The organism is Paraburkholderia sp. 35.1 (assembly GCF_050436525.1).
GTDB classification, from domain to species: domain Bacteria; phylum Pseudomonadota; class Gammaproteobacteria; order Burkholderiales; family Burkholderiaceae; genus Paraburkholderia; species Paraburkholderia tuberum.
Genome location: NZ_JBNDMJ010000002.1, coordinates 2493262 through 2512856, shown reverse-complemented (window position 1 = coordinate 2512856; position 19595 = coordinate 2493262). Strand labels below are relative to the sequence as shown.

The 19595-nt window shown below is 61.4% G+C and carries 16 protein-coding genes and 1 pseudogene; 8 read left to right on the top strand and 9 right to left on the bottom strand.

Going from position 1 to position 19595, the window contains the following annotated elements; all coding sequences use genetic code 11:
- The first annotated feature begins 132 nt into the window (after positions 1-132).
- The gene (locus tag OKW27_RS17385; protein ID WP_429334213.1) at positions 133-519 is read left to right on the top strand and encodes a DUF3331 domain-containing protein; all 387 of its coding nucleotides are present in this window, start codon (positions 133-135) and stop codon (positions 517-519) included.
- A 139-nt stretch (positions 520-658) separates the two neighbouring features.
- Here the strand turns inward: OKW27_RS17385 and OKW27_RS17380 are convergent, their stop codons facing one another.
- The 6 genes and pseudogenes from OKW27_RS17380 to OKW27_RS17355 all read right to left on the bottom strand — a co-directional run bounded on the left by OKW27_RS17380 (position 659) and on the right by OKW27_RS17355 (position 8417).
- Entirely contained in the window at positions 659-2071 is a 1413-nt protein-coding gene (locus OKW27_RS17380) for a two-component system sensor histidine kinase NtrB (RefSeq protein WP_429334212.1), read from the bottom strand.
- Between the two features lie 863 nt (positions 2072-2934).
- Positions 2935-3147 (bottom strand): annotated as a pseudogene (locus OKW27_RS17375) (helix-turn-helix domain-containing protein); the annotation flags it as partial.
- 262 nt (positions 3148-3409) lie between these two features.
- Positions 3410-3694: a histidine kinase dimerization/phospho-acceptor domain-containing protein gene (locus tag OKW27_RS17370; protein ID WP_429334625.1), complete on the bottom strand. Its 285-nt coding sequence runs from the start codon at positions 3692-3694 to the stop codon at positions 3410-3412.
- Between the two features lie 248 nt (positions 3695-3942).
- Positions 3943-6075 (bottom strand): ATP-binding protein, encoded by a 2133-nt coding sequence (locus OKW27_RS17365; protein WP_429334211.1) that lies wholly within the window; start codon positions 6073-6075, stop codon positions 3943-3945.
- On the bottom strand, positions 6072-7223 hold the full coding sequence (locus OKW27_RS17360; RefSeq protein ID WP_429334210.1) for a substrate-binding domain-containing protein: 1152 nt from the start codon (positions 7221-7223) through the stop codon (positions 6072-6074). Before OKW27_RS17360 ends, OKW27_RS17365 begins: the two co-directional genes overlap by 4 nt.
- Before the next feature lie 717 nt (positions 7224-7940).
- Positions 7941-8417, bottom strand: coding sequence for a hypothetical protein (locus OKW27_RS17355; protein WP_429334209.1), 477 nt, complete (start codon positions 8415-8417; stop codon positions 7941-7943).
- A gap of 666 nt (positions 8418-9083) precedes the next feature.
- Here OKW27_RS17355 and OKW27_RS17350 point away from each other — a divergent pair.
- The gene (locus tag OKW27_RS17350; protein ID WP_429334208.1) at positions 9084-9524 is read left to right on the top strand and encodes a response regulator transcription factor; all 441 of its coding nucleotides are present in this window, start codon (positions 9084-9086) and stop codon (positions 9522-9524) included.
- A gap of 60 nt (positions 9525-9584) precedes the next feature.
- Here the strand turns inward: OKW27_RS17350 and OKW27_RS17345 are convergent, their stop codons facing one another.
- Positions 9585-10256 (bottom strand): response regulator transcription factor, encoded by a 672-nt coding sequence (locus tag OKW27_RS17345; protein WP_429334207.1) that lies wholly within the window; start codon positions 10254-10256, stop codon positions 9585-9587.
- A 451-nt stretch (positions 10257-10707) separates the two neighbouring features.
- The gene (locus tag OKW27_RS17340) at positions 10708-10989 is read right to left on the bottom strand and encodes an ATP-binding protein (RefSeq protein ID WP_429334206.1); all 282 of its coding nucleotides are present in this window, start codon (positions 10987-10989) and stop codon (positions 10708-10710) included.
- A 466-nt stretch (positions 10990-11455) separates the two neighbouring features.
- Between OKW27_RS17340 and OKW27_RS17335 the strand changes: the two genes are divergently transcribed.
- From OKW27_RS17335 to OKW27_RS17320, 4 genes are all read left to right on the top strand, one after another.
- Positions 11456-11881 carry a hypothetical protein gene (locus tag OKW27_RS17335; RefSeq protein ID WP_090810464.1) on the top strand — a complete coding sequence of 142 codons (426 nt, stop codon included), beginning with the start codon at positions 11456-11458 and terminating at the stop codon, positions 11879-11881.
- 17 nt (positions 11882-11898) lie between these two features.
- Positions 11899-12258: a hypothetical protein gene (locus OKW27_RS17330; RefSeq protein WP_429334205.1), complete on the top strand. Its 360-nt coding sequence runs from the start codon at positions 11899-11901 to the stop codon at positions 12256-12258.
- Between the two features lie 688 nt (positions 12259-12946).
- Positions 12947-13228 (top strand): hypothetical protein, encoded by a 282-nt coding sequence (locus tag OKW27_RS17325; protein WP_429334204.1) that lies wholly within the window; start codon positions 12947-12949, stop codon positions 13226-13228.
- Positions 13229-13652: 424 nt separating this feature from the next.
- On the top strand, positions 13653-15017 hold the full coding sequence (locus tag OKW27_RS17320) for a lyase family protein (protein WP_429334203.1): 1365 nt from the start codon (positions 13653-13655) through the stop codon (positions 15015-15017).
- 44 nt (positions 15018-15061) lie between these two features.
- On the opposite strand, the gene OKW27_RS17315 is transcribed toward OKW27_RS17320, so the two are convergent.
- The gene (locus OKW27_RS17315) at positions 15062-15313 is read right to left on the bottom strand and encodes a hypothetical protein (RefSeq protein WP_143037265.1); all 252 of its coding nucleotides are present in this window, start codon (positions 15311-15313) and stop codon (positions 15062-15064) included.
- A 25-nt stretch (positions 15314-15338) separates the two neighbouring features.
- On the opposite strand from OKW27_RS17315, the gene OKW27_RS17310 reads away from it, so the two are divergent.
- Both OKW27_RS17310 and OKW27_RS17305 read left to right on the top strand, forming a co-directional pair.
- Positions 15339-16424, top strand: coding sequence for an efflux RND transporter periplasmic adaptor subunit (locus OKW27_RS17310; protein WP_187620071.1), 1086 nt, complete (start codon positions 15339-15341; stop codon positions 16422-16424).
- Positions 16421-19594 (top strand): efflux RND transporter permease subunit, encoded by a 3174-nt coding sequence (locus OKW27_RS17305; protein ID WP_429334202.1) that lies wholly within the window; start codon positions 16421-16423, stop codon positions 19592-19594. The genes OKW27_RS17310 and OKW27_RS17305 overlap by 4 nt, the downstream gene beginning before the upstream one ends.
- The last annotated feature ends 1 nt before the right edge of the window (position 19595 follow it).

Sequence of the window (19595 nt, the reverse complement as noted above, 5' to 3'; positions counted from 1 at the left end):
GAGACGCGGACTGTGAATGGTGGATAAGTCGCCAGCATGCCCGTCGCGGGAGGAGAACGGCGCGCTGCCCTTCGCCGCGTCCCAAAGTCCAGAAGCAATGCTAACCCGATCGCTTTCGCAAGGAGTTTCCACATGCTGGCAAACGAAAACGTGATGGATCCGTGGGCGCAGACCATCTGTCAGCTGGGGACACCTTCGCGCCTGTTGGCCGCTGTGGAAGGGGCCGAGCAGCGCCGTCAGAAGGCGCACTGTGCCGATGGATGCTTTACCGCCGCAGTGACGCTGATCGACCGTCCGACGTCGTCGACGGCCACGATTGCCTGGCGCGATGCGACGCGCGGCTGTTTCGGCGACCAGGCCTGGCGCATGGCGCGCGCCCGCATGCCGGGCTTCTGCGCGATGAGCGGGCAAGCGATCAATCCCGGCGACGCCGTCTACAAGCCGACCTCACGCCCAACGCCCATCAATGCGGAAGCGATGATCCTGGCCTGCGTGGTGCACGACGCAGCGACTCTCTGAACCGCGCACATCGTTTTTTGCCGCAGCGAACGATGCCTGCTGCAATTTTGGCCGCGCGGCGTGGATAGCGTGTCCGCGGCCTGCGTACGATGGATTCGGCAGTAGAAGTGTTTGGGGGAAACCCTTGACCGCGTGGGGGTCAAGCCATATGCGCGGGAGCAGCCCCAGAAGATTCATGTCGTTCGACTGGCAGGGTCAACCGGAATACCGCTCCGCGAGGCTGGTTTTGCTCAGCGTCGATGCGTCCGCCGTGGGCCTCCGCAATCGACCTGCAGATTGCAAGGCCCATGGCCATTCCCTCCGCTTTCGTCGTATAAAACGACTCGAACAGGTGTGGGAGGTCTGCTTCGTTTATTCCGACGCCCGTATCGCGAACCTGCATGAAGGCATAGCCGTGCCCGTCGACTCCGGTCGTAACCGTCAGTATGCGGTGGTTGTCGACGACGCCATGCATTGCCTCGATGGCATTCACGATCATGTTGATCAGCACCTGCTGCACCTGAACGCGGTCGCCGCTGATCGAGAGCGAGCTTTGCTTGAGTTCGCGCCGTAACTGAATGCCGTTGCGTGCGACGTCGGAGCGGGTTAGTGCAATCACTTCGTCCACCGCCTCGTTCACGTCCCAACGCTCAGCACGCGTCGGCGCCTTTTTGACAAGCGAACGCACACGAGCGATAACCTCGACTGCGTGGTTGCCATCATCGACGATGCGGGCGATCGCCTGAGCAGCCTTTCGCATCGCCGGCGGGTCGTGATCGAGCCAGTTCAGCGCCGCCGTCGCGCTCGTCATCATCGCCGCGATCGGCTGCTTCATCTTGTGCGCGATCGACGCCGTCAACTCGCCCAGGACGAGCACCCGATTCATACGAACCAGGTCGGATCGCGCCTGCTCCAGCGCGTCCTCGAGCCGTACGCGCTCGGTGATGTCATTGTTGGTCTCGAGGACCATGGAAGCGCGCCCGGCCGCATCCCGCTGCAAGGTGAGACGGCAAGTCACAATGCGCGGGGCGCCGTCGGCGCGACGCCTGGCGAACTGGCCTTCCCAGCTATCGTGTTGATGAAGCCGGTCAACGATCTGCTCGAGCGGTACGACGAATTGCGTGTTGAGCAATGTGTGCACGACCTTGCCTATGGCCGCTGCCCGGTCGAAGCCGTACAGTGCTTCGGCGCCACGGTTCCAGTAGAGGACCTTCCCGCTCATGTCCCACGTAAAGAAAGCATCGCGCGTCAGTTCGAGCAGGCTGGCCTGATATCGGTGCCGCTGTTCTGTGCGAAGGCTGCGGATAGTGAGAACGGTCACCAGTGCAATCGTGAGATTGCTGATCACCTCATTTACGATGCCCTCCAGGATGGGGCCGGCAGGGCGGGTGAGCCCCCAGCTGATCACCGCGAGCGCGATGCAGCCTGCGCCCACCAGCATGACCGTGCGCGTCGATCCGAATCTCGCCGACAGCAGCACAACAAGCACATACAACGTGGCGACGGCGATGTCGAGAACCGTGACGGTATCGGCGAAGAAGATCAGCAACGCCAGTATCGACATCGCGATCATCGCCCGTCCGTTAGGGAAACGAAGGACATTCATTTTCGTCTGGTCTCTGATGGACGCGCGAAGCACCGACGGACGTAAAGCCGCGTTGGTTCAGCGCTCAATCGACGGTTCAGGAGGGCGCACGAATGAATCTGTTTTGTCGCGACAGTATAGATCGCGCGGCATGTGACCGGACAGGTCACGGTCGCTCGCTCCGTGTTTCCGCGGATCGCTTTGCGCCGCAAAGACAACGGTCGCCGACAGCGCGGAGAACATCGCATATGCCGGTAATGGCAGCTTGTAACGAGGCGCATAATTAATCCGTCGGCAGTAGTCTGGTCATCCACAGTGGCCAAAAGACCGCGATATGGTGCCCGTCGCGATGGCTGCACCTGTTGGCGACTTGTGCACCGCGGTAGGTCGTTAGCTACCAGGCTGAGGACCGCACTCGCTTTCCGATTCATTGCAACCGGACAATCAGGAAATCCATGCTTCCTGGCGGTGACTATTTTTGATGTCCCGCAAAACGTCGATGACGGTCTGGCGCGGTGGGAGTTCGCCGCGCTCGGAGCGGTCCGGAAGCCCATTCACTGTGACAGGAGATTTTGCGCTCGTGCGTCCAATCTTGAATACAAGTGCACCTACGAGTGCCGGTTCGATGCCTGTCGATGCGAAATGTGTGAAGCGCTCGCCCGAATCGGCACGACTGCGCGCCGTGAAGCGCTGGGCGGCGAATGGCTTGGGCAGATGCCGCTTATGGGGTGCCCGTCGCAGTCAAGGACAACATCGACGCCGCCGGGCTCAGGACTACGGCCGCCTGCGAGCCGTTCTCTTACACGCCGCACGAAACCGCTTTCGCAGTCAGCTACCTGCTGGACGCGGGAGGCCGCCGCCCGACGGCTCGAACTGATGGCCTGCGCGTGAACCGAAGCGTAGCCACGCACAGCACAGGTATTGCGTGCCAGCTCGCGGCTTACGCTCGAAGCCGAGCGGCGGAGCTTTCGGGCCATGACCCGAACGCTCAACCCCTGCTGTTTCATGCTGGCAATAGTGAGACGTTCTTCAGGCTGCAACTGCTGATATGTTCGCGAATTCATGTGCGCACCTTAGCAGATCCAAGGTGTTGCACTTCACAATTGAGGCCGCCGAGTGAAAAAGGCTAGCTCGCAGTCGGACAGCGTCATGCCGGACAACCACAATTCGGGTCAAAAGTCGGATTGACTCGCCGCATGGACAAACGGCTGCAAACGCCGATTATGCAAAGTTGTCGATTATGGAAAGTAGTTGGTCGGAAGCCAGGTGGAGAGCTGGTGGGCAGCGGCTAGCATGAATTCCGGCCTTTGCATAATCACAGCGCCTTCAGGAAGCTGAGGCACCCACGCGCTCAGCCGGCAACGAAAAGCGGAAGATGGCACCGCGCGGATCGTTTGGAGCGGCTTCCAGCCGTCCTGCGTGCGACTCCACAATCGAACGGCAGATCGTTAATCCCATGTCCTTGATGATCCTTGCGATGTTCTCGCACGTCCTTTCCACATTGGGCTCATCCCGCTGGAGCCACCCCAAGCAGGAACCGGCAGAGGTGACTATCGCGGCAATGGGCTGTTTTAGCTCGTGAGACAGGGAGGCGGCCAGCTCTCCCAACATACTGACCCGGTTCATATGCACGAGATCAGCCTCTAGCCGGCAACGGTGGATCAGGCAGCTCCATGAACGCAACGGCTATCACAAAACGCTGATCGCCATTGCCAACAAGCATGCCCGCATGCTGTGGGTGATGGTCGCGAAGGACTTCGTTGTCTCCATAGCTGCGCCGTTTGCTTCCGGCGGGAGCGGTTGTCGGGCGGCGCTTGCGCCCGCTAGAAAGCGCCGCTTTTTCACGGCGCACACCCATTTCAGTCGATGGCACCGCGTGAACGAACGTCTGCATCCGTCGTGACACCGGACGGGCATGGCGACACGGCCAGGGTGAACTGAAACACGGCGCCGCGGGGCTCGTTCGAGCTCGCCGACAGACGTCCTCCGTGCGCTTCTATAATCGAACGACAAATCGAGAGCCCCATCCCCATGCCGCCAGCCTTCGTCGTGTAAAACGGCTCAAAGAGATGCTCCACGTTGTCGACCGCGAACCCGGGTCCCGAATCGCGCACGGAAACGAGGACGTGGCCCGAATTGTCGTTGGCGGTGCTGATGATCATTTCCCGCCGGCCGTCCTCAACGACGCTCATCGCCTCCACGGCGTTGATGATGAGGTTCAGCATGACCTGTTGGAGTTCGACGCGATCGCCTTCAACGGGCGGCAAGTCCTCCGCAAGCTGCATCCGCGTGGATACGCCGCTTTTCGCAACCTCACTGGACGTGAGGGCAATGACCTCATGGATCACCTCGTTCATCTGCAGGCTTTGCTTGAACGGCGGGACGTTCCGGACGAGACCGTGAACCCGGTTCGTGACCTCGCTGGCGCGCTTCGCGTCCTTGATGATTCGATCGAACGCTTGCCGGGCTTGCTCGAGAACCGGCGGATTGGCACCTAACCAAAGCAGCCCGGCCTGAGCATTGGCGACGGTCGCCGCGACCGGCTGCTTGATTTCATGGCTGATCGAGGCCGCGAGGTGCTCCATCGTCGTCACGCGATTCGCGTGCGCCAGCGCCGTCTGAACTTCGCGGTAGCGCCGCTCGCTCTCCCGTAGCTCGGCTTCCGCGCGCTTTTGCTCCGTGATGTCGCGTGAGATGCCGAGCAGGAACTGCGGCTCGCCGCGCGCATCGAAGATCGGGATCTTCATCGTGTGTACAAGGCGCGGCCCATGACGCGTTAGAACCCGTTCCTCCGGCACCTCGACCATCCGCCGCGACTCCAGCACGGCACGATCCTTCAGCGCAAAGAAATCGGCCTCCTGAACCGGAAACAGGTCATGGACGGATTTGCCGATGAGTTCCTCGCGCCGGTAGCCGAGCAGTTGCTCTCCTGCCTTGTTAAAGCGCACGAACTGCAGGGTCACTGCATCCTTGACGAAGACTACATCCGGGATGTTTTCGATGATGCTGTCCAGGAAATGTTCGCTCGCTTGCGCTGCCTCTTCGGCGCGCTGTCGTTCGGCGATCTCGGCCGTCCGGCCCGCAAGCGCCGTGGTGAGTTCGGCCGTGCGCTGCGTGACACGTGCCTCGAGTTCGGCGTTGAGTTCCTTCAGCGCATCCTCGGCCTGCCTGCGCTGGCGCCGGTCTTCGAGGAACTGCTCGACGGCGCGCGCCATATCGGCAATCTCGTCGCCGCCGTGAACGGGGACGCCGGCTTGCACGCTGTCGACGTCACCGTGCCGCAGGAAGTGGCTGACTCGGCGCAGCCGTGCCACGACGTGGCGACCGAGGAATGCGCGGGCGATCAGCCAGGCAAGCAGCAGGCTCACCGCAACTTCGCCGATGACCCACCTGCGCGTGCGGTCCGAGTCTTCGGCCAAAGACTGGACCGCTTTGCGGTAGGCGCGCGTGAAATAATCCGACTGCTGGCGCGCCGCGGCCGCCAAGGCGTCGGCCTGGCGGCGCAGATCGTCGTCCAGGCTGGCCAATGACGCGCCGGGCCGCGACGAGGACGCCGGCGCGGCTGCGGCGCGCAGCGCGGTTTCGCGCACCTGCGCCTCGATGTTGACTGTGTTGCGGAAGCGCTGGCTGGACCGATGCAGCGCCAGCGCATCGACGGTGACGGCGTCACTCGCCGCGGATGCCAGACGGTCTACCAGGCGGTCAAAGGATGCCAGCTGTTCGATGACATGCCGATGCGTCTCGCGCACAGCGTCCACCGTATCGTCACTGGACAACTGCAATGCCAGGCGTTCGATCATCAGCGTGCGCTGCGCCAGGTCCTGTGCATCTTCCTGGCGCGCCAACCGCTCTTCGGCCAACTGGCGGATCGCGTGGGCCGAACCGGCCAACGAGTAAATGGTCGTGACACCGACCGCGACCACCAGGGCGGCCAGGCACGAAGCGACGAGCGCAAACTGAGCGGTGAGCGACTGGGGGCGCGGTAGTTTCATGGGCGTTGCCAGACGCGGCGATAAATATCGCGGTAGCCGTTGGCGGGGTCGTAAATCAGACGATCACCACCGTCCGCGGCGATGTTGTCCGCCGTCACGAGATGCACCGGAAACACGTAACCCGTGACGTCTCCGCCGGCAAAGAGCCGGTTCATCTCGTCGACCAACTGCCAGCCGTGCAGATTCAGGGGTTCGGCCACGGTGCCGGTCTGGAACGTGCCCGTCCGGATACGCAGGAAGGCGGACTCGCTGCCGTCGCCAGCCGACAGCATGGCCATGGCGGCGTTCGGCATTCCGGCCTGGGTCAGCACCGGGGCGGCGTAGTCGAAGTAGATGTCGTTGACGGCCAGCGCATATGTCCAGCGCTTGCCATATCGCGCGAGCAAGGCGCGTGTCGCGCCCGGCATCAGTTCCTGGCTGCGCGAGATCGGCACGTCGCGCACATCGAGCAAGGTGCAGCCGCTGCACGCGCGCACGACGGCAGCCATTTCATCCGCCTTGCCTTGCGCAATTCGGAAATTGGAATCGGTGAAGATGATGACTCCCGCATGCCCGCCGGACTGCACGATGGCCGCCAGCGCGGTCACGCGCGCGACCTCGAGCGGATCCGTCGTCACGTTCATCGCCACGGGCGTGCCAGGCACCGGTCCGGCTCGGGCCGCGACATGCCAGCCGACGATCGGAATGCTCCGCTCGGCAAACGGCCGTAGCCCTGGCAGCAGGGCGCGTGCGTCGCCACCGACGATGATCAGGCCGTCTGGACCACTTGCCAGCGCATTCGCAAGCATCTTCAGCCGCAGGTCCGGCGTGCCGCCGGAGTCGAATATCTTTACGCTCCAGCCGATGACCTTGGCCGCCTCCAGCACACCGTCGACCACCCCGACGATGCCGCCGTTGCGCAAATCCTCGGCGACGATGGCGACGCGTTTCCCGGGTTGCGCGCGCGGCCCGTTGCGCGGCCCGTTCCAGGGTGCAGCGGGTTGCGCCGCCGCATCGACCACACGCTTCGCTTCGGCCAGGTGGTTACTCGCGGCGGCGACAATCGCGGTGACCGAGGCGGAAGAGGCGGTGGACACGGGGGGAGTCAACAAACCCTGCGCCGCGATAACCGACGGCATGCATACGCATGCCAGAATCAACGCCCTCATGCTGCTCCCTAACGGTCCGCCCGGGGTCGATCGACCCAATTGAAGACGTACCCAAATGCCGCTCGGAGTGCCATCCAAACAAGATACAGCCCAGGCCGCCGCGAGTCATCGTCGCGCTGGGGCAGCGGACTTGCGGGTCGCCGCAAGGAGCCCCCGCGGTGGCGTATCACCACTTGTGCAGTGCATTGGCGACCGCGGACCATCTGCCGATGCCGGGATAGCCGAGTCGCTGGCGCTGTCCGGCGCAAAGGCCGCCAATCATGTAGACAAGTCTGCCACACGTGACGCATCGATGATGCTTATCGCAGGCCGGCAATGAAGGGGGATAACCCTGGGCGGTTTCAAGGGTGAAGCGCAACGGGGTTAATGAAACGCAGGCGGAGGCAGTGAAGCGGCTTCGAGCATGCGTGCGAAGACCTCCAGAGGCGAGTAAACACTCCTGCGCAAACTGAACAAGACGAGCACTCGGACCTCAGAAAGGCCGCTTGACGTCGAGTGCTACCGGTGAAATGAGGGAAGTCGGATAGAAATGTATCGACTACTATTGGATGCAAACTCTGCAAAGGTCGACGGTTCTCCGGTAGACGTTCCGCTTAAGCCATGGGACATAGGTGTATTCGTCGTAAGCGTTTGCGCCGACGTAGATCCAGTTATGCAAACAGTTGGACATGAAAGTCACCTCAAAATGAAGGTTGGGGAAAAAGCGTTGTCGGCGCGTCAGTCGCGTGGCGGCAGTACGGCTACTTCAAAAACGTGACTATGGTTGCGCTTGTCACGACCATTCCTGCCAGACGAGGAGAACGCGCAAGCGAGAAACAATGTTTTCGTTACGCAGTCGATGAACGAGACGGCTGGTACCAGGAGCGAGTCTGTGAGCTCAAGCGGGATGGCCGGACCAACTGCAAGCACGCTCATCGCGCACAGAAAACAGAAAACGGGCCGCGCGAAGGGGACGTCGCCTACGACCGCGAGTCCAGACACCACCACGATCAGTCTTGTGCCTACTGTCGCGCCGAGTGCCGCGTCGCTGTCGGTCAATGCGAAGTCCAAAGTTATCTTGATCAATTCCCACCAGCAGACAGCAAGCGCCGAAATGGTGACTGCGAGCCCGGCCGGTCGGCCGATGCTGTTGCCGTTGGACGCCTTTGTTTCCGCCCGCGGAAAACAGCGATGACCTGTGCGTTTGCTAAACATGCTTAACCTTTGACGGGCATGCCGAGACGAAAACGTGTGTCTCCAACACGTAACGCATCTGAGCCTGTCGACGCACAGAACAACTTGCAGGTCAACGCTCACCGATAGGCGGGGGCGGGACCTGTCGTGCCTTTAAAGGGAGTCGACTTGTCAGCAGCACCGCCTATGATTGCCAAGATAGACGGCCGGGTAGTATCGAATCCATTCTGCGAGCGTTTGGACTTTCGCCCACCGTTGTTTGTCGAGCTCATACGTCGGTATGGCTCGGCTTACCGTCGGTCTGAAAGATCCGAAGCGTAGGTTTTTGCGTTTGAAGACAACGTCGACGCGGGCCGCCGTGGAGCAGTTCAGTCGCGATAATCGGTAATGGAACTTGCCGGCCTGCGCGTCTCGCTCTGCAGAAGACTCTAGCAACCGTAAGGAAAAGATATGGGGACAGTCAGAAGAGGTTCGGGGGCAACATTCCGAGGCAGCACCGCGGCGGTCAGATTAGCCACGAGAGGTGTACTCAAGGTTCCTTGGACGGCGCTCGTACGATGAAACCCTGGGCGAGGGCGCGCCCGGCAAGTCTCGATGCGGGGGCCGACGCACTGCGTCTCATCATTCCGGAAGGGATAGTCAGACATACGTCGGTATGATGGACAAGTCGACGCTCCGGGGTCTAGATTGAATAAGCAATCATTGGCAAGCGACCTTATGTCCTCCCGAAGCCCCTCGCAACGACAGCCGCGGGCTTCCGTTTCCGGGATCGTCTGGATTGTCGACGACGACGAATCATCCCGCCTGGCGCTCGAAAGCCTGGTGCAATCGCTTGGCTATTCGACCGAAACTTACTCGCTGCCTGCGGACTATCTGGCGGCGCGGGCGTCGCACCGTCGCACCGAAAACGGAGTCCTGCTTTCCGACGTCCGCATGCCCGGCATGTCAGGACTGGAGTTGCTTGACCGTCTTGTCGCACTGGGCGCCGCGCCGCCGACGATCTTCGTGAGCGCGTTTCCCAGCGACGCGCTGCGAGCGCAGGTGCAGTCCAGCACAGCCATCACGCTGCTCGACAAGCCCGTGGACGCGGCGCTCCTGAAACGAGCACTCGGCAACGTCGGGATTTAGGCAGGGGCGCTCAAAACAGCGTTTTCGGACCTCTTTCCGTCAATGGCGGCTGGCGCGAGCCTAAGGGCGCGGCTTTGTTTGTTGCCGCCCAATTTCGAGTGCGGCGGCCTTGAAGACGAGATCCGGGAGTGAGCGCGCGTCCATTTTTTTCATCAACTGGCCGCGATGGATTTTCACCGTGATTTCGCTCAGGTTGAGTTGGGCGGCGATCTGCTTGTTGAGCATTCCGCTGACCACCAGCGCCAGGATCTCGCGTTCGCGCGGCGTCAGCGAGGCATACGCGGCGCGTACAGCCGCGAGGCTGTGTTCCTTTTCGAGGCGTTGCGAGTCTTTCGAAATTGCCTCGGAAACCGCGTCGAGCATATCCTGGTCACGAAATGGCTTCGGGAAAAAATGGAATGCACCAGCTCTCATTGCTCGCACCGACATTTCCATGTCGCCGTGTCCCGTCATGAAGAGAACCGGCATTTGCAGTCCCTCGCGTTCCATCGCCTGCTGGAACGCCAGACCGCTTTCGCCTTTGAGCCTGACATCGAGGATGAGACAGCTCGGGCCGGCGGGTTTGCGAAACGTCACGAATTCCTGCACGGAACAGAACGTCTCGACGGAATACCCGACGGACTCCAGTAGATCGCACAGCGCGAGGCGGATGGACTCTTCGTCGTCGACGACGAAGACTGTCGAGCCGCGGATTCCACCCGTGGACGACGGTACATGCCGATCGGTAGCCATAAACGAGTCCTCAACACGCCACAATGCGGCGGACAGATGAAACATTTCGCCCGCTTGACAGAGACGCATCCGCGCCTTTTTGCGCCCGTAAGACGCGTTTCAAGTATGACACGGTAAAACGGGAGTAGGTAAATGTCCGAATGGAGGTTTGCCGCCGCCCAAGCGGCCCGCTACCCTTGCATCTACGTCTGCAATGCATCGCACGAAGCGGCTAGAACATGAACCGCGGCATGGGGCGAGGGATACACCCTCTGTTCGGAGCTTACTATGTCGTCGATGCCAGAGGCGTGCTGCAGATTTACCTCTGCGCGCCTTGGCAAGCGCAGCCACCCGGCCCCGCTTGACGCGGGGGCAGCACAAGAGCAGGAGATACCGGAAAACAGCTGCTGTTGGCCGCTGCATGCCCCGGCAGCACAAACGCAGCCGCAAACCGCCCCTGCCGCCGCGGGCTTTAAACCTGCGGTCTTAGGCGCGCTGAGTTGCTGCACGCGGACAATCGTGCCGTTCGACAGGGATGGCGAAGCGAAACACCGCACTGCCAGGCTTGTTCGGCGCCTGCGTCGATGCGCTCGCCATGACTCTCGGCAATGGACCTGCAAATGGCAAGGCCCATGCCCTTGCCTCCCGCTTTCGTCGTATAAAACGATTCAAAAAAGGTGTTCCAGCTCTCGGTCGCGCAGCCCCACGCCGGTGTCTCATGCTTCGAGCGATGGTATCCGGCGCTCGCGGGCAACGATCACGCTCACCATATCGCGGCGTAGAGCCCCCGCTTTGGCGCGGTGACCCGGAAGAGCTGCTCGAGCAGCATGCGGCTACGGCTCCACAGTCGCCCACTCGCGTCGCGTAAGCAATCGTTATCGAAATCTCGGAGGCAGAGCCTATACGCCCGTATGTTCACGCAACACTGAGCACTGTGCCGGTGCATCCCAACGTAGAGGCGTTCCTTCCTTCCGTGTGATAGCCCAATTTCGGTCGCGGCTGTACCGTAAACCCATGCCCGATGCAGCCGCGCTTTGCGCCTACAACGGCCTCCGGTCTGACTAGCGCAGGCGGCTTCGAGCCAAATCGAGGTTCCGTCAAAACTTCGCGTCGCTTGTATTCGCAGCAGCCCCTTTGTTCCGGCGGCGACGTTTGATACTTAGAGCGCAGGCTGCCCGTTGTCAACGACTGACCGATGCGAAAGACGCAAAGAGGTGGACATGAAAAGCCGGAGCTTCCTGACACGTCAGGAGATTTTCGACCACGCTGTAGAGCATTTATTCGGCCAGGCGCGAGCCTCCCTGCTGCCTCGCGGCGGCGGCGCCTATCGAGGCTACTGCGGTAGCTGTCCGGTCGGCAGCTTCATTAAGCCGCGCGACTATATGACGGCAATGGAAGGCGTGCCCATCCGCTACGTCGCAAAACCGCCAAAGGACGTGCCGGCTTATATGGATATCGGTGTCGCGGCGCTCAAGCGCGCGCTGCTTCGCTCGCGCATCGATGTGTCCGATCCGGTGACTGTCGAATTGCTTAGTTGTCTGCAGAACGTCCACGATGTATTTGGCACATGGGAATGGAGTGAGCGGCTGGCATCAATTGCTCGACAATTTGCCCTGTCGGCCACGTTTCTGAAAGCCGCTGCTTGAGGGTTGCAGGTGTCGTGATGCAGTGCGCAAGAGAGATCTACGAGCGCGTCAGCGCTCATCTGCTTAACCAGGGGGCCGTCTCGGAGGACGAGAACGGCTCATGCCGGCTGCGCGGCGACAACGACCGCGTGTGCGCGGTCGGATCGCTCGTTAGCGACGAGTTCTATCACCCGGACATCGAAGGGATCGGCATTTCGTACTATCGGCACGCCCGGGACGGCAAGCTGCTGCAGGCGCTGTATGCATCCAACGTCAATGCCTACGATCCGGGCATTGTCGATCTGCTGTGCGAACTTGAGGAGATTCACGACGGCGCCAGCGTCGATCAGTGGCCAGATCTTCTCGCCGCTCTCGGTAAGCGGTACGGGTTCGTCTGATGCGAGGGTTCGCGAGTCGTAGCGGCCGGTGGCATGCTGATTGATCAGCCACAGGATAGTGAAGCGTGCGTCGCGACCAGGTTCCGTCGTTTGCGAGGAAAACCGACGTCCGTTTTCGCCACGACCGTCGTCGCGCACTTCCAGGAGGCAGTCGCGGCCGCTTCGCTCCAGTGTATTGGTGACGGTATATGTTGATACCTCGACGGACGCGACAAACGTTTGGCTCGTCACCGATATCTCGGTAAAACGATAGCTGCTGCGGTGCAGGCACGAGCGATGAGATGGCGAAAAAACGAATCGCTTTATCGCGGCCACCGGAACAACACGCATGGGTACACGCCGGCTTTCCGCACGCTGCTGAACGACGGTATTGGACCCTACACCTGAGCGGATTGGTCTTATCCCTGTCGCCGCCTGCGCTATACCGCCGTATAGGCTTTAGACGGGCAGGTAGAAGCGCGATAACCGACGGTACGATATCTTCCTGGGTCGCTAGCGTCTATCGTGGGAAATGTGGACGGCGCCTTTGCACAGGGGCGATCGACGGAGTCTGATTCATCCGGCGGCGTCCGAAACGTGATGGTCCAGTGGCATTCGCGCGGCTCGGATGCACGGTAGCGTGCGAGCCAGACCTCGATACGCATACTGATAATGGAGATCCCGTCACACCCTCCTGGAGAAGTAATCCATGTTTGACGAACGAGCACGAGTGAAGGCATTACAGTTTGCGCAAGCACATCCTTGGCGTCGGGACGTCAAACGGCGAAATACCGGATTCGCTGTCACCGCTGCGACGCATGTCGTCTTCTGGCGAACGCTCATCCAGACAGTATCTGACTTCCTGTTGAACATCGGTGACGCTGCGTTCACCTCGGCGGTGTCGACAAGACCGGTGTTGTTGGCCCAGGCATTGCCGCGCTACTCGGCGCTCGCCATGCCGCTAAAGTTTTCTCTTTCCTGTGTGCGATGAGTATTTTTTGCGTTGCCCCATCGACCCCAATGGCGTTTTAGCGTCCGCGCGCCTTGGCTTCGCGATAGTCATCGACTGCGAAACCGGGGTATTTCCTCGGCCCGTTTCTGCGCCGAGTCGGTGCACTCCGATTAGCCGTCAGAAATTACCCGCATTGGGCGCCGGAAATCAACATGCGGCTATACACCGGCTTCACGAGATCGTGGTCTCACCAACGGCTGCTAAGGAAGTGACATGTCAAACATTTTGCGTAACTGGCTCTATCCAGGCACCAATGCCTGCCGCGAATATAGCTTCTCGCCTCGTTCGACCGGAACGCATACCGACGAACCCCGTCCGAACCAGCTCTGCCTTTGATAAGCAGAGCGGCCGCTATTGGCTATTGCGTGTCTCATGCAAGCACTCGTCCTTGGAAGGAGTGAATATGGAGATCGGCAGACCAGGTTTCCGGGTCGAATACGATTCGCTGGGCAAGCGGGAAATACCCGAGGAAGCGCGATATGGCATTCACACGCCTGGCGCCGTCGAGAACTGTCCCATATCGGGGACGCCGGTAGGCGCATACCCAAACCTGCGGAATGCGCTGGCGGCAGTCAAGCAGGCTGTCGCAGAAGTGAATGCCGAGTTGCATCGACTCGAACCCTCACTTGGTGACGCAATCGTCGCCTCTTGCGTGGCGGCGCAGAAAGGACGCTTGTGTGACCAGTGCTTCGTCGATGTGACTCAGGGCCGCGCTGACACTGAGAACGACATGAACGCCAACGAGGTGATATGCAACCGCGCTCTTGAACTTCTGGGTCGTCCGCGCGGCGACTATGTTCATCTGGATCCAGGTGCGCGCATGTGTCCCGGAGGCGGCAATGTCTATTCGACCGCACTTAGGATCTCGATCTGCGTTGCGATTGAACACCTATGTGACGGGTGCGATGCGTTGCGGTCGGCCTTCGTCAGAAAGGCGGAGGAATTCCGCGATTTGCTGCAACTCGACCGAACCACCCAGTTATACGATGCAGTTCACACCACGCTGGGTTTCAAGTTTTTGACGCATGCGCTTATGCTGGACGAACAGATGGTCAGGTTGCGAGCGTCATCCGCGCAGCTTCGTGAAATCTATCTTCGCGCGACGATTGACGCGGGCGCTACGGCCCATTCCGGATATGAAGTCGAAGCGGTTGAAGTTGAAGCGGTTGATGCAGTAAACGCAATGACCGCGCTCGGTTTGCCTATGGCGTCAACTCCGATTGAAAGAACCCAGGAACGCGCCGCGTATTTGCGGATTTCCGGCATTTTGACCGACATCGCCGTCGAGCTTTCGAACGCGTGCAGTGACCTCCATCTGATATCCATCCGGGCACTATTCGACGTGCCAGAAATCGATCTCGCGTGGATGCGGACCGACTCCTTTGTCACGCCTGGCAGACCGAATGCGGTGATTTCCGATGTCGTCCGTCAGATGGCACTCCGGATTTTGGCTAGCGACGTCGCGGTCACGTTCGCGGCTGAATCGGTTCAGGTGCATCCATGCAAGACGCTGGCCGAGCATTGCATCAGGGAGATCGCGGCCAATTCCGAACAGATCCGGGAGATGCCCGAGTGTCGTCGCGCGATGGCGACTGCGGCAAATCCCTATATTGGCGGCAAGAGTGCTCGCATACCCGGTGCGCATTCCAGATGCAGCATGCTAAGAGAGGCGGTGCTGCACCGGCAGCTGATAGCCGAGGAGGAACTCGACCGGGCCCTGCGCGCTGGCGCAGGCGATTTATCGGTAGTTTTGTCGATGCCGGCGTAGAGAGCAAAAGACCCGTGAGGCAAGTATGCATGTAAGCGCGCGAATCAGACACTGAGTGCGCGCGTCCCATCGGCAGGGCGCATGTCGCCGGCATGCCATGGCGATATGTAGGAATCCAACGTACTGATAGAGATTGTTTGCGCGCCCATGCTGACGGCGAACCGTGCTTCATTGCATGGCGGGTCTACAGCATCGGGAAATTTTTTACCTGGATCAATCCTCTGCCTTGTGAACATCGTGAAACATTCCGTTCCTGTCGCGCCTGAAATTGCACGTATCTTCTTATCTTCGTTCATACGATCGCCCAAGCGGACGCACGTGATGGTCGCGGCTTGCAGCGCAATCCTGCTGTCGGCATGCCAGTCGCGCGAAGCCGCCGCTCCTGAGCCGAAGCCCGTGGTCGCTCTGGCCGTTCACGCCGACGGGCGCGCGGTAGGTGCGTCGCTGCCGGCTCAGGTGCAGGCGCGCTACTCGACGGTGCTTTCGTTCCGGGTGGGCGGCAAAATCATCGAACGGCGGGTTCATCTCGGCGATGCCGTCAAGGCGGGACAGGTTGTTGCACTGCTCGACCCGACCGACCTGCGCAATAACCTGGCCAACGCACGAGCCCAGCTCGATGCCGCCGAACATCGACTTGTCTACGCGAAGCAGCAGCTCGACCGCGATCAGGCGCAGGCGCAGGCGAACCTGATCGCGCCGGCGCAACTTGAACAGACGCAGGACGCCTACGCCTCCGCGCTCGCCCAGCGCGACTCGGCGCTCGCCCAGATGGCGCTCGCCTCGGACAATCTGCGCTATGCGACGCTGACAGCGGACCACGACGGCGTGATTGCCTCGGAGGACGCCGACACGGGCCAGAACGTTCAGGGAACCCAATCGATCTATCACCTCGACTGGACGGGCGACGTAGACATCGTCTGCGACGCGCCCGAGCGCACGCTGAGCTCGCTGACAGTCGGCAGCATGGCGCGCGTAACGCTGCCGGCGCTACCCGGCAAGACCTTCGAGGCGCGCGTGCGCGAGGTATCGGCTGCTGCCGATCGAGAAAGCCGCACCTGGCGCGTCAAGCTGACGCTGGCCGCCCCGAGCCGCGACGTGCGCCTCGGCATGACGGCGATTGTGGGGTTCGATGTCGTCGGCGACGCGCCCGTGGGGCAGATTTTTACGCTGCCTGTGACGGCGCTCTTTCACGAGGGTGAGCATCCCGCTGTCTGGGTGGTGCGCGCCGGCAGCGACACACTCGAACTGCGCCCGGTCACTATCCAGCGATATGACGAGCGCACCGTCTCGATCAGATCGGGCCTACGCGACGGCGACCGCGTCATGCTCCAGGGCGCACACGCCGTGAGCGCGGGCCAGCATGTGCAGGTGGTGCCCCCGCTTCATCCCGAGGACTTCCCGTCATGAGGGCGCGCGACAGTGAATCCGCAGGCAACAGCGCGCCCGTCCCGTCTTCCGGGGCAGACAAATCTGGCGAAGGCGGCTTCAATCTTTCCTCCTGGGCGCTACGTCATCAGCAGCTCGTGATCTTTCTGATCGGGCTCGCCACGCTTTTCGGCGTGATCGGTTATACGCAACTCGCGCAGTCGGAAGATCCGCCGTTCACCTTCCGGACGATGGTGATCAAGACCTACTGGCCTGGTGCGACTGCGCGCGAGGTGCAGGAACAGATCACGGACCGGATCGGCCGCCAGCTGCAAGCGGCGCCGTATATCGACTACATCAAGAGCTACTCGCGCCCCGGCGAGTCGATGATCTTCTTCGCCATGAAGGACTCCGCGCCCGTCAAGGAAGTGCCGGAAACCTGGTATCAGGTGCGCAAGAAGGTCGGCGACATTGCCGCGACGCTGCCGAAGGGCACCGTCGGCCCGTTTTTCAACGATGAATTCGGTGACGTCTACACCAACATCTATGCGCTTGAAGGCGACGGCTTTTCGCCGGCGCAACTGCACGACTACGCTGACAAGCTGCGCACAGTCCTGCTGCGCATACCCGGTGTGGCGAAGGTCGACTATTTTGGCGACCCCGATCAGCACATCTTCGTCGAGATATCGAATGCGCAGCTCACGCGGCTTTCGATCACGCCGCAACAGCTCGCTCAGGCGATCGACGCACAGAATGCCGTGGCGCCCGTCGGCACCATCACGACCGCGGACGACCGCGTGTTCGTGCGTCCGAGCGGCGCGTTCAAGGACGTGCAGGCACTCGCGGACATGATGATCACCATCAACAAGCGCACGTTCCGGCTGGGCGACATCGCGAAGATCACACGCGGTTATGACGATCCACCGGTGACCCAGATGCGCGTCGGCGGCCAGGCGGTGCTCGGCATCGGCGTGACGATGCAAAAGGGCGGCGACGTGATCGACCTCGGCAAGGCGCTCGATGCAAAAGCCGCCGAACTGCAGGCCACGCTGCCGGCGGGTCTGAAACTCGCTCCGGTTTTGAGCATGCCGCACGCGGTCAAGCAATCGGTGGATGAGTTCGTGAAATCGGTTGGCGAAGCGGTGGCGATCGTGCTGGTCGTGAGCCTCGTCTCGCTCGGTCTGCGCACCGGCATGGTCGTCGTGATCACGATTCCGATCGTGCTGGCGGCAACCGCGCTGTGCATGCACATCTTCAATATCGGCCTGGACAAGGTCTCGCTCGGCACACTCGTGCTCGCGCTGGGTCTGCTCGTCGACGACGCGATCATCGCCGTCGAAATGATGGCGGTGAAGCTGGAGCAAGGCTGGAGCCGGGCGCGCTCGGCAGCGTTCGCGTATACCAGCACGGCATTCCCGATGCTGACGGGCACGCTCGTCACCGTATGCGGCTTTCTGCCGATTGCGCTCGCCAAATCGAGCACGGGCGAATACACGCGTTCGATCTTCGAAGTGTCGGCCATCGCGCTGATCGTTTCGTGGTTCGCGGCCGTCGTGCTGGTGCCGTTGCTGGGTTATCACCTGCTGCCGGAACGCAAGCCTCAACCCGGCGGTGCACACCATGATCCGCATGAAATCGGCAACACCGGCTTCTACCGGCACCTGTCGGGATGGGTTGCGTGGTGCGTCGAGCGTCGATGGGTCGTGCTCGGCGTCACCGTCGTGCTTTTCGCGATTTCCATGCTGGCCTTCACGCGCGTGCCGCAGCAGTTCTTCCCGAACTCGGAACGGCCGGAACTGCTGGTCGATCTGCGGTTGCCGGAAGGCGCCTCGTTCGAAGCGACGCTGCGTGAAGCGAAGCGCCTTGAAAAGGTGCTCGACGGCAAAGCCGGGATCGACCACTTCGTCGACTTCGTCGGCACCGGCGCGCCGCGTTTTTACCTGACGCTCGACCAGCAGCTTCAACAGCCGAATTTCGCGCAGTTCGTGATTGCGGCTAAAAGCGTTGAGAAGCGCGAGGAACTGATGCGTTGGCTCGACGGCATGCTCGAGAAGGACTTCTCCGGCATGCGCACGCGTGTCTCCCGGCTCGAGAATGGTCCGCCTGTCGGGTTCCCGATCCAGTTCCGCGTGAGCGGCGACGATATCGCGACCGTGCGATCGCTTGCTCAAGAAGTGTCGGACAAGGTCCGCGCCGATCCCCGCACGCGCAACGTCCAGTTCAACTGGGACGAGCCGGCGGAGCGCTCGATCTCGTTCGAGATCGATCAAAACAGGGCGCGCCAGCTTGGTGTCACCTCGGAGGACGTGTCGAACTTCCTCGCGATGACGCTATCGGGCTACACGGTGACGCAGTACCGCGAGCGCGACAAGCTGATCAACGTCGATCTGCGTGCGCCAAAGAGCGAACGTGTCAATCCGGCGCAGCTTATGAGCCTCGCGATTCCGACGCCCCACGGCCCGGTGCCGCTCGGTTCGCTCGGACACGTGCGCGATACGCAAGAGTACGGCGTCATCTGGCAACGCGACCGTCAGCCGACCATCACGGTGCAGGCGGACGTGCGCGGCGACGCGCAGGGGATGGACGTGACCCACGACATCGAACGTGCGCTCGCGGCGGAAACCGCCAGGCTGCCGGTCGGCTATCGCATTCAGGTGGGCGGCGCGGTCGAAGAAAGCGTGAAGGGCCAGACGTCGATCAATGCCGAAATGCCGTTGATGATCATCGCCGTGCTGCTGTTGCTGATGATCCAGCTCAAGAACTTCGCGCGGACCTTCATCGTCGTGCTGACGGCGCCGCTCGGCCTGATTGGCGTCGTGGCCGCGCTGCTGCTGTTCGGCAAGCCTTTCGGCTTCGTCGCGCTGCTGGGCGTGATTGCGATGTTCGGCATCATCATGCGCAACTCCGTGATTCTGGTCGACCAGATCGATCAGGATATCGCGGCAGGGCATGCGCGCTTCGACGCGATTATCGGCGCAACCATAAGGCGTTTCAGGCCGATCATGCTGACGGCGGCCGCCGCCGTCCTCGCGCTGATTCCGCTGCTGCGCTCGGGCTTCTTCGGTCCGATGGCGACCGCACTGATGGGCGGTATCACGATCGCCACAGTACTGACCGTGTTCTTCCTGCCCGCGCTGTACGCGGCGTGCTTCAGGGTCCGGCACGACGAGCGCGGAATGCAACCGGTCGTGGACGAGCATACGGAGATTTGAG

Bases quoted from the DNA above. Each gene is read 5' to 3' on its own strand.
- OKW27_RS17385 (WP_429334213.1), top strand. From the start codon at position 133: ATGCTGGCAAACGAAAACGTGATGGATCCGTGGGCGCAGACCATCTGT.
- OKW27_RS17380 (WP_429334212.1), bottom strand. From the start codon at position 2,071: ATGATCGCGATGTCGATACTGGCGTTGCTGATCTTCTTCGCCGATACC.
- OKW27_RS17370 (WP_429334625.1), bottom strand. From the start codon at position 3,694: ATGTTGGGAGAGCTGGCCGCCTCCCTGTCTCACGAGCTAAAACAGCCC.
- OKW27_RS17365 (WP_429334211.1), bottom strand. From the start codon at position 6,075: ATGAAACTACCGCGCCCCCAGTCGCTCACCGCTCAGTTTGCGCTCGTC.
- OKW27_RS17360 (WP_429334210.1), bottom strand. From the start codon at position 7,223: ATGAGGGCGTTGATTCTGGCATGCGTATGCATGCCGTCGGTTATCGCG.
- OKW27_RS17355 (WP_429334209.1), bottom strand. From the start codon at position 8,417: ATGTTTAGCAAACGCACAGGTCATCGCTGTTTTCCGCGGGCGGAAACA.
- OKW27_RS17345 (WP_429334207.1), bottom strand. From the start codon at position 10,256: ATGGCTACCGATCGGCATGTACCGTCGTCCACGGGTGGAATCCGCGGC.
- OKW27_RS17335 (WP_090810464.1), top strand. From the start codon at position 11,456: ATGAAAAGCCGGAGCTTCCTGACACGTCAGGAGATTTTCGACCACGCT.
- OKW27_RS17330 (WP_429334205.1), top strand. From the start codon at position 11,899: ATGCAGTGCGCAAGAGAGATCTACGAGCGCGTCAGCGCTCATCTGCTT.
- OKW27_RS17325 (WP_429334204.1), top strand. From the start codon at position 12,947: ATGTTTGACGAACGAGCACGAGTGAAGGCATTACAGTTTGCGCAAGCA.
- OKW27_RS17320 (WP_429334203.1), top strand. From the start codon at position 13,653: ATGGAGATCGGCAGACCAGGTTTCCGGGTCGAATACGATTCGCTGGGC.
- OKW27_RS17315 (WP_143037265.1), bottom strand. From the start codon at position 15,313: ATGAACGAAGATAAGAAGATACGTGCAATTTCAGGCGCGACAGGAACG.
- OKW27_RS17310 (WP_187620071.1), top strand. From the start codon at position 15,339: ATGGTCGCGGCTTGCAGCGCAATCCTGCTGTCGGCATGCCAGTCGCGC.
- OKW27_RS17305 (WP_429334202.1), top strand. From the start codon at position 16,421: ATGAGGGCGCGCGACAGTGAATCCGCAGGCAACAGCGCGCCCGTCCCG.